We start from the raw sequence: 17037 nt of genomic DNA, 5'->3' as shown, positions 1-17037 counted from the left end.
TTCCGAAACCCCATTTGCGAAAGCAGATGGGGTTTTGTTTTGGGCGGGTGAAAAGCCAGCTAACATCCCAACTCCGCCAACAACTCCCCACAGTGCTAAAGTCGCACCCTCGATTTTGCTTTTCCCAAGGAAGCCGTTATGCCGGATGCGACGTCCCTCAGCGCTGGATTCATGGTGGTTCACGGCAACCGTCTGGACGAACTGCGCAGCCTGGTAGTCAGCTGGATGCGTCGCTACCCTCTGGCTCCCCTGGAAAACGAAATAGTCCTGGTACAAAGCAATGGCATCGCTCAATGGCTCAAGTTGGCCTTGGCCGAAGACCCTCAGGACGATGACATGGGTGGCTGCGGCATCGCCGCAGCAATCGACGTTCAACTGCCCGGTAGCTTTATGTGGCAGCTCTACCGGATGGTCTTGGGAAAAGATGAAATTCCCGCCAAGTCTCTGCTCGATAAGGCCCCGCTGACCTGGCGTCTCATGCGACTGCTCCCCGAACTCATCGACCAACCGCACTTTGAGCCGCTCCAGCGTTTTCTCACCCACGACACTGACCTGCGCAAACGCTATCAATTGGCCGAGCGCCTGGCGGATCTGTTCGACCAATACCAGGTCTATCGCGCCGATTGGCTAGAAGATTGGGCCGCAGGGCGCCACCAACTTCGCAATAGTCGAGGAGAGCCCAAACCCCTGAACCCCGCGAACTGCTGGCAAGCCGAACTATGGCGCGCCCTGTTGTTGGACGTCGGGGAGGCCGGCATGGCTGAAAGCCGTGCCGGCGTTCATCAACGCTTTATCGAACGCATCAATACGCTGGAAAAAGCCCCGTCAGGGCTGCCGTCCCGGGTCATCGTTTTCGGGATTTCATCCTTGCCTGCGCAGGCTCTGGAAGCTCTTGCCGGTTTGGCGAAATTCAGCCAAGTCCTGCTCTGTGTACACAACCCTTGCCGACACCACTGGTCCGACATCGTTGCCGACAAAGACCTGCTGCGAAATGAATATAAACGCCAAGCGCGTAAAACAGGCATGCCGGTCGCCCTTGACCCACAAACCTTGCATCAACACGCCCACCCCTTGCTGGCCGCCTGGGGTAAACAAGGCCGTGACTACATCAGCCTGTTGGACAGCTACGACGACCCCAACAGCTATCGCGCCGCCTTTCGTGATGGCCGTATCGACCTGTTCAGCGACAGCAAACCCGACACACTGCTCAATCAACTGCAGGACGACATCCTCGAACTGCGCCCCCTTAACGAAACCCGCGAGCTATGGCCCCCCGTCGATCTGGAGCGTGATACATCCATCCGTTTCCATATCACCCACAGTGCCCAACGCGAAGTGGAAGTGCTCCACGACCAATTGCTCCAGCGCTTCAGCGCCGACCCCACGTTGCGTCCCCGGGACGTCATCGTCATGGTCCCCGATGTCGACAGTTACGCGCCGCACATCAGCGCGGTTTTTGGCCAATTGGAACGAAACGACCCTCGCTTCATCCCGTTTACCCTGACCGACCAGGGCCAGCGCGGCCGTGATCCTCTGCTAATCGCCGTCGAGCACTTGCTCAAACTCCCCGACAGCCGTTTCCCGGTCAGCGAAATTCTGGACCTGCTGGATGTTCCAGCCCTGCGCGAACGTTTCGCCATCAAGGAGCGTGATCTGCCCACCCTGCACCGCTGGATCGAAGGTGCCGGTATCCGGTGGGGACTGAACGCCGAACAGCGCGAAGGGTTGGGCCTGCCAAAACAACTGGAACAAAACAGCTGGCGTTTCGGTTTGCGTCGCATGTTGTTGGGATACGCAGTCGGTACCGGCGTCGCCTGCGAGGGCATCGAACCCTATGATGAAATCGGCGGCCTCGACGCTGCGCTGATCGGTCCTCTGGTCGCCTTGCTCGATGCCCTCAACAACGCTCATCAAGCCTTGTCCGAACCCGCCACACCCCAGCAGTGGGGCGAGCGCCTGCACCACCTGATGCAAATGTTCTTCCTGCCTGGCAGCGAACACGACGACTACCTGCTGAGCCAACTCGAACAACTTCGCGAGACCTGGCTGGAAACCTGCGAGTCCGTCGGCCTGCACGACGCGTTACCACTCACTGTCGTCCGTGAAGCCTGGTTGGCCGGTCTGGACCAAGGCCGTCTGTCCCAGCGCTTTCTGGCTGGGGCTGTCAATTTTTGCACTCTGATGCCCATGCGTGCGATACCGTTCAAGCTCGTTTGTCTGCTCGGCATGAACGATGGCGACTACCCTCGCGCCCAGCCTCCGCTGGATTTCGACCTGATGGGCAGCGACTATCGCCCCGGCGATCGTTCACGCCGCGAAGACGACCGCTACCTGTTGCTCGAAGCGCTGCTGTCGGCCCGCGACCAGCTCTACATCAGTTGGGTGGGGCGCAGTATCCGTGACAACAGCGAGCGTCCGGCCTCAGTGCTGGTCGGCCAGTTGCGTGACCACCTCGCCAGTGGCTGGCACCCTGCAAACAACGACAAACTGCTGATAGACGCGATGACACAAGAGCATCCGCTGCAACCGTTCAGCGCCCGCTACTTTCATGAAGGGGATGCGCTGTTCAGCTATGCTCGCGAATGGCAGTTGCTGCACGAAGCGCCGGACGCCGTCGTCAAAGAAGATGAACTGGCCCAGCACCAACAGGAAGAGCCCCTCGCCCTGGGCCAGTTGCAAGACTTCCTGCGCAACCCGGTCAAACACTTCTTCAGCCAGCGCCTGAAAGTTTTCTTCGAAGCCGCCGAGGTGCCGTTGGCGGACGAAGAGCCCTTTGTCCTCGATGCACTGCAACGCTATAGCCTGAGTGACAGCCTGTTGAATGCCGCACTCACACAGCCCGAGCATCCTGACCACGTGCTCAACGCACAGGCCCTGCGTCTGCAAGGCAGCGGCCTGTTGCCGATGGTCGGTTTCGGCGAGTGCCTGCGCAATGAGTTGATCGAGCCGTTGCCCGGCCTGCTGCAACGTTATCAACAATTGCTGGCCCTCTGGCCCACCCCGCATCCTGGCGCCGAACCGATCAGTTTTGCGTATCAGGGCGTGCAGTTGGAGGGCTGGATCAGTGGGCTGCATCGACGCAGTGATGGCGGGTTGCTCAGCGTCACCACGATCCCCAACAGCATCGGCTCGATCAAGACCCGCAAATGGCATCGCCTGATTCGGCCCTGGGTCAACCACGTGGTGGCCTGTGCCTGTGGGCTGTCGCTGAGTACCGGCTTGGTGGCGAGTGATGACACGCTATTGCTGGCTCCGTTGGATAAAACCGCTGCGCAGGAAATCCTCGGCAATCTGTTGCTGGCCTGGCAGGCGGGAATGAGAAAGCCATTACCTGTAGCCGTCAAAACCGCGTTTGCCTGGCTCAGTCAATCCGACCCTGCCAAAGCCCTGGCGGCGGCAAGTAAAGCCTACGAGGGGGACGGCCTGACCACCGACGGCGAGCGCCGCGAAACCCCAGCGCTCACGCGACAGTTCTCCGACTTCACTGCACTCATCGCCAGCGAAGAGTTCGAAGGCTGGTGCGAAACCCTGTATCGCCCCCTGCTCAACGCCCCATGGCGATCACTCACGGGCGAGGAGGCCGGCGCATGACCCGCAAACCCTTGGCCCTGGCCTTCCCGCTCAAGGGCAGCCAGTTGATCGAAGCCAGCGCCGGCACCGGCAAAACCTTCACCATTTCCGCCTTGTACCTGCGCCTGGTCCTCGGCCACGGTGGAGACGAATCCGGCTTTGGCCGCGAACTGCTTCCGCCGCAAATCCTGGTGGTAACTTTCACCGACGCCGCCACCAAGGAACTGCGCGAGCGCATCCGTATCCGCCTGGCCGAGGCTGCGCGCTTCTTCCGCGAAGAAATTGAACAGCCCGACACCCTCATCGCAGATCTGCGCGCCGACTATCCATCGGAGCAATGGTCCGCCTGCGCCAACCGTCTCGACATCGCCGCCCAATGGATGGACGAAGCTGCCGTTTCGACTATTCACAGTTGGTGTCAGCGCATGCTGCGTGAACACGCGTTCGACAGTGGCAGTCTGTTCACCCAGACCCTGGAAACCGACCACAGCGACCTGCTCGGCGAGGTGCTGCGCGATTACTGGAGGTTGTTCTGCTACCCGATGCAAGACGATGCCCTCAACTGGGTGCGCAATAACTGGGGAGGCCCCGCCGCACTGATGCCACGGGTTCGCGCATTGTTTGGCAGCGAACGGCCTGCTGATGAAACCCGCGAGCCCGCCGAGCTGATCGATGCCTGCCTGCAAGAACGCCGCGAAGCGCTTAAAACGCTCAAGGCGCCTTGGCAGCAATGGGCCGCCGAGCTGCGTGACCTGTGCCAGCAGGCCGTGGCGACCAAAGCCGTCGATGGGCGCAAGATGCAAGCGCGCTACTTCGAACCCTGGTTCGAAAAGATCAGTGCCTGGGCTGCTGACGAAAGCCTGGAACAACTGGACATCGGCACCGGTTTCACCCGCCTCACACCCGACGGCATGGCCGAAGCCTGGAAAGGCGAGCCACCGCAACATCCCGGTATCGATGCGATGGCCGGACTCAAGGCCGCCCTCGATGCGCTGCCAACCCCCGACGCTGCCGTGTTGCAACACGCCGCCGGATGGGTGGGTAAATGCTTCGAAGAAGAAAAGCGCCGGCGCGCCGAAATGGGCTTCGATGACATGCTCATCCGCCTCAATGCTGCCCTGCAAGCCGAAGGTGGCGAACGCTTGGCCAGTGTGATCCGCGAGCAGTTCCCGGTGGCCTTGATCGACGAATTCCAGGACACCGACCCGGTGCAGTACAGCATCTTCGACCGCATCTACCGCATCGAAGACAACCACCTCGACAGTGGCCTGTTCCTGATCGGCGACCCCAAGCAGGCGATCTACGCCTTCCGCGGTGCGGACATCTACACCTATCTGCGCGCGCGCCTGGCCACCACCGGTCGCCACCACACGTTGGGCACCAACTTCCGCTCCAGTCATGCGATGGTCGAGGCGGTGAACCATGTGTTCCAGCGCGCGGAAACGGGCCGCGGCGCGTTCCTGTTTCGAGAGCCGAATGGCGACAACCCGGTGCCGTTTCACTCGGTGCTGTCCCAAGGACGCAAAGAGCGATTGCAGGTCAACGGCCAAACCCTGCCGGCGTTGAACCTCTGGCACCTGCCCACCGATCAACCGATCTCCAACGCGGTGTATCGCCAGCAACTGGCAGCGGCCTGCGCCTCGCACATTGTTGAATTGCTCAATGGCGGTCAACAAGGCACTACCGGGTTCCTGCAAGCGGACGACAGCTTTAGAGGCGTTCTCCCGTCAGACATCGCCATTCTCGTACGCGACGGCAAGGAGGCCCAGGCCGTGCGCAGCGAATTGGCTTCCCGTGGCGTGCGCAGCGTTTACCTGTCCGACAAAGACTCTGTCTTTGCCGCCCAGGAGGCCCACGACTTGCTGGCTTGGCTCAAGGCCTGCGCCGAACCCGACGTCGAGCGCCCGCTGCGTGCCGCCTTGGCCTGCGTCACCCTGAACCTGCCGCTGCCGGAACTGGAGCGTCTGAACCAGGATGAGCTTGCCTGGGAGAGCCGCGTCATGCAGTTCCGTGGCTACCGCACGGTCTGGCGTACCCTGGGCGTGCTGCCGATGCTGCGTCGCCTGCTGCATGACTTCAAACTGCCGCAAACCCTGATCGCCCGCAGTGATGGCGAACGTGTCCTGACCAACCTGCTGCACCTCAGTGAGCTGCTGCAACAAGCCGCTTCTGAGCTGGACGGCGAACAGGCGCTGATCCGCCATCTGGCCGAACACCTGGCGCTCTCCGGTCAGGCGGGTGAGGAGCAAATTCTGCGGTTGGAAAGTGATGAGCAACTGGTCAAGGTGGTGACCATCCATAAGTCGAAGGGCCTGGAGTACGACTTGGTACTCCTTCCGTTCATCGGCTCGGCCAAACCGGTGGACGGCAGCCGCTTGCCGCTGCACTACCACGATGAACACGGCAAATCCCAAGTCAGCCTGCGCCCTGCGCCCGAGCTGATCGCCCAGGCTGACGACGAGCGCCTGGCCGAAGACCTGCGCTTGTTCTATGTCGCCCTGACCCGCGCCAAGCATGCATGCTGGCTGGGGATCGCCGACCTCAAGCGAGGCAACAGCAACAGTTCCGTGCTGCACCTCTCGGCATTGGGCTATCTGCTCGGCGCCGGGGCACCGTTGGCGGAGTCCGCCGGGCTGGCGCGCTGGTTGCTGGACCTGCAAGCAGGTTGCGCGGCCATCGACTATGCCCAGGTTCCCGAAGCCCAAGCTATGGTCTTCCATCCACCCCGCAATGAGGCCACGTTGCGGGCGCCCCTGCTGCCCAAACGCAAGGCGGCGGAAAACTGGTGGATCGCCTCCTACAGTGCCTTGCGCATTGGCGACAGCATGAGCGCCGCCAGCCTCGAAGCACCGGAAAGCCCCCAGGCCCAGAAACTGTTCGATGACGAGCGTCTGGACCCCGACGCACCGCGTGAAGTGGCAGCGTCCGGCACAGACATTCACCGTTTCCCACGTGGTCCTAACCCGGGAACCTTCCTTCACGGTCTGCTGGAGTGGGCGGGTGAGGAGGGCTTCAATGCCTCTCCACAAACCATCGAAAGTGCCGTAGGTGCCCGCTGTAACAGGCGCAGCTGGGAAGGCTGGATCGTCACCCTGAGCGCTTGGCTGGGCCAGTTGCTGCAAACACCTTTGCCTGTGAATAGCGGGCGGGTCACCCTGAGCGGACTGCAGCGGTATCAGATCGAAATGGAGTTCTGGTTCGCCAGCCATAAAGTCGACGTGCTGGCCCTCGACAAGCTGGTGTGCCAATACACCCACAAGGGTGTTTCCCGCGTCGCCGCCGAACCTGTGCTGCTCAACGGCATGTTCAAGGGCTTCATCGACCTTACCTTCGAACACGATGGTCGTTATTACGTGGCTGATTACAAATCCAACTGGCTCGGCCCCGACGATTCGGCCTACACCTTGGACGCCATGGAACAGTCGATGCTTGAGCATCGGTACGACCTGCAATACGTGCTTTACCTGCTGGCCCTGCACCGCCAGCTCAAGGCGCGCTTGCCGGACTATGACTACGACCGACATATCGGCGGTGCGCTGTACATTTTCCTGCGTGGCACCCAGTCCGCAAGCCAAGGCGCGTACTTTACCCGTCCGCCACGGGAATTGATCGAAGGTCTGGACCTGTTGTTCCAGGGCAAACCCATCCCGCCCAAGGTTGAGCCTGCCTGGGAACAAGGAGTCCTGTTATGAGTCTGTCGCCGTTACCGCCGGAGGAGCTGCTGCCCCTCAGCCGCGCCGCTGACCTCTTGCAATTGCTGGAGCGTTGGGTCGATCGTGGCTGGTTGCGTGCCTTGGACAAAGCCTTCGTGGGTTTTCTGCACGAGCTCGACCCGCAGGCCGACCCTTTGGTGTTGTTGGCGGCGGCATTGACCAGCCACCAACTGGGCCATGGTCACGTGTGCCTCGACCTGTTCGAAACCCTCAAGGCCCCGGACTTCGCGCTGTCACTGCCACCCGAGGGCGACTTGCAAACCGGCACCCTGTTGTTGCCGTCACAGCTGCTGAACGGTCTCGATGGCGCCCATTGGTGCCATGCCCTGGCGGCGAGCCCCTTGGTCGCGTTAGCTGTCGATGGCAGTGAGCTCGCCCAAAGCCGTCCCCTGGTGTTGTCGGGCAAGCGTCTGTACCTGCGTCGCTACTGGACTTACGAGCGACGCATCGACACGGCACTGCGGTTGCGCCTGGCCACCCTGGAAAGCGTTTCGGCCGACTTGCCCCAACGCTTGAACAGCTTGTTCGACCAACCGCCACCCGACGGCGTGATCGACTGGCAGAAACTTGCCTGTGCCCTGGCCACACGCGGTGCCTTCAGCATCGTCACCGGCGGCCCCGGCACCGGTAAAACCACCACCGTGGTGCGCCTGCTCGCGCTGTTGCAGGCGCCGGCCGTGGAGGCCGGCAGCCCGTTGCGTATTCGCTTGGCCGCGCCCACCGGTAAAGCCGCCGCACGCCTCACCGAGTCCATCAGTCAACAAGTGCTGTCGCTGAAAGTACCCGACAGCGTGAAGGAAAAAATCCCAACCCAAGTCACTACCGTCCACCGTTTGCTGGGCAGTCGCCCGGGCACGCGGCACTTCCGTCATCACCTGGCTAACCCGCTGCCCCTGGACGTGTTGGTGGTGGACGAAGCCTCGATGATCGACCTGGAAATGATGGCCAACCTGCTGGACGCGTTGCCGCCCCATGCACGCCTGGTGTTGCTGGGTGACAAGGACCAACTGGCGTCGGTGGAAGCGGGCGCGGTACTCGGCGATTTGTGCCGCGACGCCGAAGCCGGCTGGTACAGCCCCAAGACGCGGCAATGGCTGCAAGCCGTCAGCGGTGAAGACCTCGGTGCCAGTGGCCTGCGCGAAGACCTCGACAATAGCCACCCGTTGGCCCAGCAAGTAGTGATGTTGCGTTACTCAAGGCGGTTTGGCGAAGGCAGCGGCATCGGCCAACTGGCGCGCTGGGTCAACCAGCAAAATGCCGAAGAGGCGCGCAAGCTGCTGGTAGCGCGCAGCCATGCGGACCTGTTTTGCGTCAGCCTCAAGGGCGAACACGATCAGGCCCTGGAACGCCTGGTACTGGACGGGCAGGGCGATGGCGCCGAGGGTTATCGGCATTACCTCAACCTGTTGCAGAGCGCCCGTCCGTCCCCGGATACGTCGCGTGACAGCGCGGCCTGGACCCACTGGGCGCAACAACTGCTGCAAGCTTTCGACGCGTTCCAGTTGCTCTGCGCCGTGCGCAAGGGGCCGTGGGGCGTTGAAGGTCTGAACCAGCGCATTACCGCCGCCTTGCGCAAAGTGCGGCTTATCGAGGGCGACGAGCAGTGGTATGAGGGGCGCCCGGTACTGATGACCCGCAACGATTACGGCCTGGGCCTGATGAACGGCGACATCGGCATCGCCCTCAAACTGCCTGAAAGCGATGGTGGTCCTCAGGTACTTCGCGTTGCCTTCCCACGCAACGACGGCCAGGGTGGTGTGCGTTTTGTGCTACCCAGTCGTCTGAACGATGTGGAAACCGTGTACGCCATGACTGTGCACAAATCCCAGGGTTCGGAATTCACCCACACTGCGCTGATCCTGCCGGATGCGCTGAACCCGGTGCTCACCAAAGAGCTGATCTACACCGGCATCACCCGTGCCAAGCGCTGGTTCAGCTTGATCGAGCCCCGTGGCGGCGTGTTTGAGGAGGCTGTGCGGCGCAAGGTCAAGCGTTTGAGCGGGCTGATGCTGGAACTGGATGCCGCGCCTGAGAAAACTGACTGACGGGTCATTCAATATTTCTGATTCAGGCGTCTGATTTTTCTGAAAAAATAGCGGCCCCCGCGAAGCCACTGCTCCGTGGGGTTTTCCGCCGCTGTGCTATCGTTGCGGCATCACCTTGAAAACACCTGAGAGAATCGCTGCATGAACGTGGCTGTCTCGCCCACAGAGCGCAGTTCGAGTTGGAGACGCAGGCTGCTGGTGGCGTTTTTGTGTGTGCTCGCGCCGCACGTCTTCGCCCAGGCGCAAGGCCCCGCCGGTATGGCCGACCACCGTGCCCAGGCGGTGACCCAAGTGGTACTCGGCATTCTCAGTTACGCGCGCTGGCCGGTAGAGCCTGCGCAATTGCGCCTGTGCATTGTCGGCCCGACCCAATACACCGACGACCTGATCAAAGGCACGACCCAGGCCACCGGGCGTCCGGTGGTGGTGCAACGCCTGCTGGCCGAGCATCCCGATATCGTCAGTGCCTGCGATGCGGTGTACATCGGCAAACTCAGCGCCGCGGAACGTACGCAATTGTTCACCTCATTGATCGGCCACCCGGTGCTCAGCATCAGCGAAGGCGGTGACCAATGCACCGTGGGCAGCCTGTTCTGCCTTCGGGTAGGCGATGAGCAGGTGTCGTTCGAGGTCAACCTCGACTCGGTCGCGCGCAGCGGAGTGCGTATTCACCCCAGTGTCTTGCAACTGTCCCGCCGGCGAGCGCCCGAGTCATGAGTGCTCTGAAAGTGCGACCGACCCTGCGCTCGGTGATCGGTCGGGGGCACCTGATCCTGGCGCTGGTGGCGGTGACCCTGGCCAGCGTCTCCCTGACCTTGCTGGGCGTGCTGGCGTTGCGCGTCTACGCCGAACACAACCTGCACCTGATCGCTCGTTCCATCAACTACACCGTCGAAGCGGCGGTGGTGTTCAACGACAGCGCGGCAGCCACCGAGGCCCTCAGCCTGATCGCCTCCACCGAAGAAGTGGCCGAAGCCGAAGTGTTCGATACCACCGGCAAGTCACTGGCCCATTGGACGCGCCCGGAAACCGGCATGCTCTCACGGGTTGAACTGGCCCTGGCGCATACCCTGCTGGAACAGCCCATCAACCAGCCGATCCTCCATCAGGGGCGAGCGATCGGCAGCATCCACCTGACGGGCCACGGTGGCAGCCTGCTGCGGTTCTTGCTCAGCGGCCTGGCCGGGATTCTGATCTGCACCGCTCTCAGCGCCTGGGTGGCGCTGGTCCTGGCGCGGCGTCTGTTGCGCGGTATTACCGTTCCGCTGCAAAGCCTCGCCGCTGTGGCCCACGCCGCCCGCAGCGAACGCGACTTCGACCGTCGCGTACCACCGGCGCGCATCGCCGAACTCGACAGCCTGGGCAGCGACTTCAATGCGTTGCTCGGCGAGATGGAAGCCTGGCAAAACCACCTGCAAAGCGAAAACGAATCCCTTGCCCACCAAGCCAACCACGACAGCCTCACCGGTCTGCCCAACCGTGCGTTTTTCGAGGGCCGCCTGATCCGTGCCCTGCGCAGCGCCGCCAAGGCCAAGGAGCAAGTGGCGGTGTTGTATCTCGACAGCGACCGCTTCAAAGAGATCAACGACAGTTTCGGCCATGCCGCCGGCGACGCCGTGCTGGTAGCCGTCGCCGACCGCGTGCGCGCGCAATTGCGCGAGGATGACTTGGTGGCCCGCCTGGGCGGCGACGAGTTCGCCATCCTGCTGGCGCCGTTGCACAAGGTCGAGGATGCCCAGCGCATCGCCGACAAAATCATTGCCAGCATGGACGTCCCGATTGCGGTGCCCGGCAACACCCAGGTGTTGACCTCCCTCAGTATCGGCATCGCCCTCTACCCTGATCATGGCGCCACGCCCGGCACTTTGCTCAATGCCGCCGACGCGGCGATGTACCAGGCCAAGCGCCTGGCTTCGGGCGGCCAGCAAACGGCGGAGTCGGAGAGCCCCGTCGTCAACGTTCAACACAGGAGTTGACCCCTTGTTCACCACCGCACGTTTCATGTTAATCACCTTGCTGATGGCCCTGCTCGCCCTCGGCGGCTGCCAGACGGTCCCGCCCAAAGGCCTGACCCCAGCTCAGGTCGCCGTCCTCAAGCAACAAGGTTTCGAACTCACCGACGAAGGCTGGGCATTCGGCCTGTCCGGCAAAGTGCTGTTCGGCAGCGACGTCGAAACCCTCAACCAACCCAGCAGCGACATCGTCCAGCGCATCGGCAAGGCCCTGCTGGGTGTCGGCATCGAACGCGTACGCGTCGACGGCCATACCGATGCGTCCGGCAAGGAGAGCTACAACCAGCAACTCTCCCTGCGCCGCGCCCAAAGCGTGGCCACGGTGCTCAAAGGTGTCGGCATGAAAGAAGAAAACATCCAACTGCGCGGCCTGGGCAGCAGCGAGCCAGTGGCGCCGAACACCACGGTGGCAGGGCGCACCGAGAATCGGCGGGTGTCGATTGTGGTGATTGCGGACTGATCGGCCTCACCTAATTTCAACGTGAAACACGATCAAACTGTGGGAGCTGGCTTGCCTGCGAAGACGGCGGCACATCCGACACAGATGCGACCTGACCCACCGCTTTCGCAGCCTCGCCGGGGATTTTGATTGTTCCCACGCTCTGCGTGGGAATGCCGCCCCGGATGCTCCGCGTTCGCTTTTGAAGTCGTGACGCGGAGCGTCACAGGATGCATTTCCACGCAGAGCGTGGGAACGATCGGTCATCAAGATAGTTGCTCCCAAAGGGGACTTGCGGTGGCTGGAAAAGCTCCCCCAACAGGCCATCGCGTCGAACGCTTTCTTGCCAACCATAGAGAACCAATGTGGGAGCTGGCTTGCCTGCGAAGACGGCGGCACAGCCGACACAGATGCTACCTGACCCAACGCTTTCGCAGCCTCGCCGGGGCTCGACAGCTCCCACAGGAGCCTTGTAGTGGCGGGAAAAACGCGGTCAGCAGGGCCATCGCGCCTGGCGCCTTCTTGCCAACAATAGAGCTCCCACCTTTGATGTATGGATGGCTCTAAACAGCGTTCGCTTAACGGCTTGGCGTCATCGCCTGCGTCAGGTCATCGACCACGGCCTTGCCCATTTCACACAGGTAATGCGCGGCCCACGCGTATTGCTCGCCACGCACATCCATGGCGGCTTCCATTGCGAGTTTCTTGGAGTAGAAAAGCAGGGTGGAGGCGTGCTCTAAAGCTTCCTCAATCGGCATGCCGGCGTTGACGCGGAACAGGGGTTTTTCGTTTTCGCCGTAATCGCCGAAAGTGACAACGCCGAGGGTGGTGATGGAAGAAAGCGGGGGATCGGGGACGATTTTTGACATGATGTTTCCCAAATTTGCAGTAGGGGTCACCACGGCATGTCGCTAAACATGAAGAGGTGGCAGCTGTACACGGGTTAGCGAACCGGTAAATTTGGGAACCCGGCAGACCCGAAGGTCTCCCGCGTACAGCCGCCATAAAATGGTAGAGACAGGTAAAAAAGCCTGGCAATACTTTGGCATCACATCCCAACTAATCCGAGTCGCTAAACCCGATCGCTGATGAGCAGCGAAGTCAGGAGGCTAGTGACCCAAACGGTAGGGCGCAATGGGGTAGAGAGTCTCTAGGAAACGTCCTGCAATTTAAAGCGAATCATCGTTGATGGCCCTTTAATCCGCGAACCGCATCTCCCGCGTCTCCCCCATCAACAACCCCTGATTCTGCTCCGTCACCTCCCGGATGTAATCCCACAACAAGGTAATCCGCTTCAACTTGCGCAGGTCCTCCCGGCAATACATCCAGAACTGCCGCGTAATCGCAATCTGCTCCCCCAGCACCGGCAACAACCGCGGGTCCTGCGCCGCCAGAAAACACGGCAATATCGCCATCGACCGTCCCTGCTGCGCCGCCACGTACTGCGCGATCACGCTGGTACTGCGCAAGCTGGCGCTGGCGCCGGGCACCACGTTTGCCAAGTACAACAGCTCCGAGCTGAACGCCAGGTCATCCACATAGCTGATAAACGGATGCTCGGCCAAATCCGCCGGTTTGCGGATGGGCGGGTGCTGGTCGAGGTATTCCTGGGTCGCGTACAGCTGCAATTTGTAGTCACACAGCTTGCAACACACATAGGGCCCATGTTCCGGGCGCTCCAGGGCGATGACGATGTCGGCTTCGCGCTTGGACAGGCTGATGAAGTGGGGCAGGGGCAGGATATCCACCGAGATGGCCGGGTAGGTGTCGACGAAGTGGCTTAACTGCGGGGTGACGAAGAAGCTGCCGAATCCTTCGGTGCAGCCCATGCGTACATGGCCGGACAGCGCCACGCCGGAGCCGGAGACTTGCTCGCAGGCCATGTGCAGGGTGCTTTCGATGGACTCGGCGTAGCCCAGCAAACGCTGGCCTTCGGTGGTGAGCACGAAGCCGTTGGTCCGGGATTTTTCAAACAGCAGGGTGCCGAGGGACACTTCCAGCGAACTGATGCGCCGCGACACGGTGGTGTAGTCCACCGCCAGGCGCTTGGCGGCGACGCTGGCCTTGCGGGTGCGGGCCACTTCGAGGAAAAACTTCAAGTCATCCCAGTTCAGGGAGCCCAATGAGGTGATGTTTTTTTGCATGTTGGACCGGCTTTTATGTGCGTTCTTATTAGAGATTTGCACATCTATACTCCAAAAACAGTCCGAACGCCTCATTTCCAAGGCGATTCACGCGCCTTGTCTCTGTATAACTACAAGATTGGAGACCCCATGAACGCATCTGCCGATATTTCCGTGCAACAGGTCAAGCTGCTGATCAACGGTGAGTGGGTCGAGTCCAGGACCACCGAGTGGCAGGACATCGTCAACCCCGCCACCCAAGAGGTGCTGGCCAAAGTCCCGTTCGCCACTGCCGATGAAGTCAACGCCGCCATCGACGCCGCCCATCGCGCCTTCCAGACCTGGAAGCTGACCCCGATCGGCGCACGCATGCGCATCATGCTCAAGCTGCAAGCCTTGATCCGCGAACATTCCAAACGCATCGCCGTGGTCCTCAGCGCCGAGCAGGGCAAGACCATCGCCGATGCCGAGGGCGATATCTTCCGTGGCCTGGAAGTGGTGGAGCACGCCTGTTCCATCGGCACCCTGCAAATGGGCGAATTCGCCGAGAACGTCGCAGGGGGCGTCGACACCTACACCCTGCGCCAACCCATCGGCGTGTGCGCCGGCATCACCCCGTTCAACTTCCCGGCGATGATTCCGCTGTGGATGTTCCCGATGGCCATCGCCTGCGGGAATACCTTCGTCCTCAAACCGTCCGAGCAGGACCCGCTGTCGACCATGTTGCTGGTGGAGCTGGCGCTGGAAGCCGGTGTGCCGGCCGGTGTGCTCAACGTGGTGCACGGCGGCAAGGACGTGGTGGATGCGCTATGCACCCACAAAGACATCAAGGCCGTGTCTTTCGTCGGCTCGACCGCCGTGGGCACCCACGTGTACGACCTGGCCGGCAAACACGGCAAGCGCGTGCAATCGATGATGGGCGCCAAGAACCACGCCGTGGTGCTGCCGGATGCCAACCGCGAACACACGCTCAATGCCCTGGTCGGCGCCGGTTTCGGTGCGGCGGGCCAGCGTTGCATGGCCACTTCGGTGGTAGTGCTGGTGGGCGCGTCCAAGCAATGGTTGCCGGACCTGAAAGCATTGGCGCAGAAACTCAAGGTCAACGCCGGCAGCGAAGCCGGTACGGATGTCGGCCCGGTGATCTCCAGGCGCGCCAAGGCACGCATCCTGGACTTGATCGAAAGCGGCGTGAAAGAAGGCGCCAAGCTGGAGCTGGACGGCCGCGACATCAAGGTGCCGGGCTTCGAGCAAGGCAATTTTGTCGGCCCGACCCTGTTCTCGGGCGTGACCACCGATATGCAAATCTACACCCAGGAAATCTTCGGCCCGGTGCTGGTGGTGATTGAGGTTGCGACCCTCGATGAAGCCATTGCCCTGGTCAACGCCAACCCGTTCGGCAACGGCACCGGCCTGTTCACCCAGAGCGGCGCGGCGGCGCGTAAGTTCCAGAGCGAAATCGACGTGGGCCAGGTCGGCATCAACATCCCGATCCCGGTGCCGGTCCCGTTCTTCAGCTTCACCGGTTCGCGCGGCTCCAAGCTCGGTGACCTGGGCCCGTACGGCAAGCAAGTGGTGCAGTTCTACACCCAGACCAAGACCGTCACCAGCCGCTGGTTCGATGACGACACCGTCAACGATGGTGTCAACACCACCATCAACCTGCGTTGATTCCGGGAGACGACCATGAAGATTGCATTTATCGGCTTGGGCAACATGGGCGCTCCCATGGCCCGCAACCTGATCAAGGCCGGCCATGCGCTGAACCTGTTCGACCTGAACCAGGCGGTGCTCAAGGAACTCGCCGAACTGGGCGGCACCATCAGCGAGTCGCCGCGTGATGCGGCAACCGGCGCTGAACTGGTGATCACCATGCTGCCCGCCGCGGCCCATGTGCGCAGCGTGTGGCTGAATGAAGACGGCGTACTCGCCGGTATCGGCAAAGGTGTGCCGGCGGTGGATTGCAGCACCATCGACCCGCAGACCATCCGCGATGTCGCGACGGTGGCGGCCAAGCAAGGCGTGGCCGTGGCCGATGCCCCGGTCTCCGGCGGCACCGGCGGCGCCGCCGCAGGGACGTTGACCTTCATGGTCGGCGCCACCGCGGAACTGTTCGCCACCCTGCAACCGGTGCTGGCGCAGATGGGCCGTAACATCGTGCATTGCGGTGACGTGGGCACCGGGCAAATCGCCAAGATCTGCAACAACCTGCTGTTGGGGATCAGCATGGTCGGTGTCAGCGAAGCCATGGCGCTGGGCGATGCGTTGGGCATCGACACGCAAGTGCTGGCGGGCATCATCAACAGCTCGACCGGGCGTTGCTGGAGTTCCGACACCTACAACCCGTGGCCGGGCGTGATCGAAACGGCGCCATCGTCCCGTGGGTATACCGGCGGTTTTGGTGCCGACCTGATGCTCAAGGACCTGGGCCTGGCCACCGAAGCTGCGCGTCAGGCCAAGCAACCGGTGATTCTCGGCGCCGTGGCCCAGCAGTTGTATCAGTCGATGAGCCAGCGTGGGGAAGGGGGCAAGGATTTCTCGGCGATCATCAACAGCTATCGCAAGCCCAAATAGGGGCTTTTCCGGGAACCCGCTGTGGGCGGGTTCCCGGGTTTTTGCGGCTCAAGCAAACACAAAATACTTACGCACCGTCTCGACCACTTCCCAGGTCCCCTTCATCCCCGGCTCCACCACGAAGATATCCCCTGCGCGCAGGTGAATCGGCTCCAGGCCTTCGGGTGTGATGATGCAGTAGCCTTCCTGGAAGTGGCAGTACTCCCACTTTACGTAGTCCACGTACCACTTGCCTGGTGTGCAGATCCAGGTGCCCATGATCTTGCTGCCGTCTTCGCTGGTGTAGGCGTTGAGGTTGACGGTGTGCGGGTCGCCTTCGAGTTTTTCCCATTTGCAGGCATCCAGGACCGGCAGTGGGTGAGTGTCGCGCAGTACGGTGATGGGCTTGGCCATGAGGGCTCCGAGGCAGGGAATGGAAAGAGCAACCCTAAGGCCTGGGACGTTGTGTCAGTGGTCTGAACTCGACATCGGGATGTCCAGAAGCGCAGGTGGATGCAGTCCCTGTGGGAGCGGGCTTGCCCGCGAAGGCGGTGTGTCAGTCACCCATCAGGTGTCTGATCCACT

The 17037-nt window shown here is 61.8% G+C and carries 11 protein-coding genes; 8 read left to right on the top strand and 3 right to left on the bottom strand.

Annotation, left to right across the window (positions count from 1 at the left end):
• Positions 1 to 138: 138 nt before the first annotated feature.
• From recC to ACW9IB_RS27495, 6 genes are all read left to right on the top strand, one after another.
• A complete protein-coding gene (recC, locus tag ACW9IB_RS27520) occupies positions 139 to 3591 on the top strand; it encodes an exodeoxyribonuclease V subunit gamma (RefSeq protein WP_457416396.1) in 3453 nt (1150 codons plus the stop codon).
• Positions 3588 to 7262 (top strand): exodeoxyribonuclease V subunit beta, encoded by a 3675-nt coding sequence (gene recB, locus ACW9IB_RS27515; protein WP_457416393.1) that lies wholly within the window; start codon positions 3588 to 3590, stop codon positions 7260 to 7262. Before recC ends, recB begins: the two co-directional genes overlap by 4 nt.
• Positions 7259 to 9328, top strand: a complete 2070-nt coding sequence (recD, locus tag ACW9IB_RS27510; protein WP_457416390.1) for an exodeoxyribonuclease V subunit alpha — start codon at positions 7259 to 7261, stop codon at positions 9326 to 9328. Before recB ends, recD begins: the two co-directional genes overlap by 4 nt.
• Before the next feature lie 141 nt (positions 9329 to 9469).
• On the top strand, positions 9470 to 10045 hold the full coding sequence (locus ACW9IB_RS27505) for a YfiR family protein (RefSeq protein WP_457365912.1): 576 nt from the start codon (positions 9470 to 9472) through the stop codon (positions 10043 to 10045).
• Positions 10042 to 11304, top strand: coding sequence for a diguanylate cyclase domain-containing protein (locus ACW9IB_RS27500; protein WP_457416387.1), 1263 nt, complete (start codon positions 10042 to 10044; stop codon positions 11302 to 11304). Before ACW9IB_RS27505 ends, ACW9IB_RS27500 begins: the two co-directional genes overlap by 4 nt.
• Positions 11305 to 11308: 4 nt before the next feature.
• On the top strand, positions 11309 to 11800 hold the full coding sequence (locus tag ACW9IB_RS27495) for an OmpA family protein (protein WP_457365910.1): 492 nt from the start codon (positions 11309 to 11311) through the stop codon (positions 11798 to 11800).
• A 557-nt stretch (positions 11801 to 12357) separates the two neighbouring features.
• Here the strand turns inward: ACW9IB_RS27495 and ACW9IB_RS27490 are convergent.
• Positions 12358 to 12648, bottom strand: coding sequence for a DUF3077 domain-containing protein (locus ACW9IB_RS27490; protein WP_426130986.1), 291 nt, complete (start codon positions 12646 to 12648; stop codon positions 12358 to 12360).
• 327 nt (positions 12649 to 12975) lie between these two features.
• Complete coding sequence (locus ACW9IB_RS27485; RefSeq protein WP_177007781.1) at positions 12976 to 13923, bottom strand: LysR family transcriptional regulator; 948 nt, start codon at positions 13921 to 13923, stop codon at positions 12976 to 12978.
• 129 nt (positions 13924 to 14052) lie between these two features.
• Between ACW9IB_RS27485 and ACW9IB_RS27480 the strand changes: the two genes are divergently transcribed.
• Together ACW9IB_RS27480 and mmsB are read left to right on the top strand one after the other, a co-directional pair.
• Positions 14053 to 15570, top strand: coding sequence for a CoA-acylating methylmalonate-semialdehyde dehydrogenase (locus ACW9IB_RS27480; protein WP_457416383.1), 1518 nt, complete (start codon positions 14053 to 14055; stop codon positions 15568 to 15570).
• A 15-nt stretch (positions 15571 to 15585) separates the two neighbouring features.
• Positions 15586 to 16473, top strand: coding sequence for a 3-hydroxyisobutyrate dehydrogenase (gene mmsB, locus ACW9IB_RS27475; protein WP_457416381.1), 888 nt, complete (start codon positions 15586 to 15588; stop codon positions 16471 to 16473).
• Positions 16474 to 16521: 48 nt separating this feature from the next.
• Here the strand turns inward: mmsB and ACW9IB_RS27470 are convergent, their stop codons facing one another.
• Positions 16522 to 16866 (bottom strand): cupin domain-containing protein, encoded by a 345-nt coding sequence (locus tag ACW9IB_RS27470; RefSeq protein WP_105700132.1) that lies wholly within the window; start codon positions 16864 to 16866, stop codon positions 16522 to 16524.
• Between the last annotated feature and the right edge of the window lie 171 nt (positions 16867 to 17037).

This window comes from Pseudomonas sp. SDO524_S393 (assembly GCF_054071875.1).
Note: the sequence above shows the minus strand (reverse complement) of the source record. Positions and strands in the feature narration are given on the sequence as shown.

Bases quoted from the DNA above. Each gene is read 5' to 3' on its own strand.
- ACW9IB_RS27480 (WP_457416383.1), top strand. From the start codon at position 14,053: ATGAACGCATCTGCCGATATTTCCGTGCAACAGGTCAAGCTGCTGATC.
- mmsB (WP_457416381.1), top strand. From the start codon at position 15,586: ATGAAGATTGCATTTATCGGCTTGGGCAACATGGGCGCTCCCATGGCC.
- ACW9IB_RS27485 (WP_177007781.1), bottom strand. From the start codon at position 13,923: ATGCAAAAAAACATCACCTCATTGGGCTCCCTGAACTGGGATGACTTG.
- ACW9IB_RS27470 (WP_105700132.1), bottom strand. From the start codon at position 16,866: ATGGCCAAGCCCATCACCGTACTGCGCGACACTCACCCACTGCCGGTC.
- recC (WP_457416396.1), top strand. From the start codon at position 139: ATGCCGGATGCGACGTCCCTCAGCGCTGGATTCATGGTGGTTCACGGC.
- ACW9IB_RS27500 (WP_457416387.1), top strand. From the start codon at position 10,042: ATGAGTGCTCTGAAAGTGCGACCGACCCTGCGCTCGGTGATCGGTCGG.
- ACW9IB_RS27505 (WP_457365912.1), top strand. From the start codon at position 9,470: ATGAACGTGGCTGTCTCGCCCACAGAGCGCAGTTCGAGTTGGAGACGC.
- ACW9IB_RS27490 (WP_426130986.1), bottom strand. From the start codon at position 12,648: ATGTCAAAAATCGTCCCCGATCCCCCGCTTTCTTCCATCACCACCCTC.
- recD (WP_457416390.1), top strand. From the start codon at position 7,259: ATGAGTCTGTCGCCGTTACCGCCGGAGGAGCTGCTGCCCCTCAGCCGC.
- recB (WP_457416393.1), top strand. From the start codon at position 3,588: ATGACCCGCAAACCCTTGGCCCTGGCCTTCCCGCTCAAGGGCAGCCAG.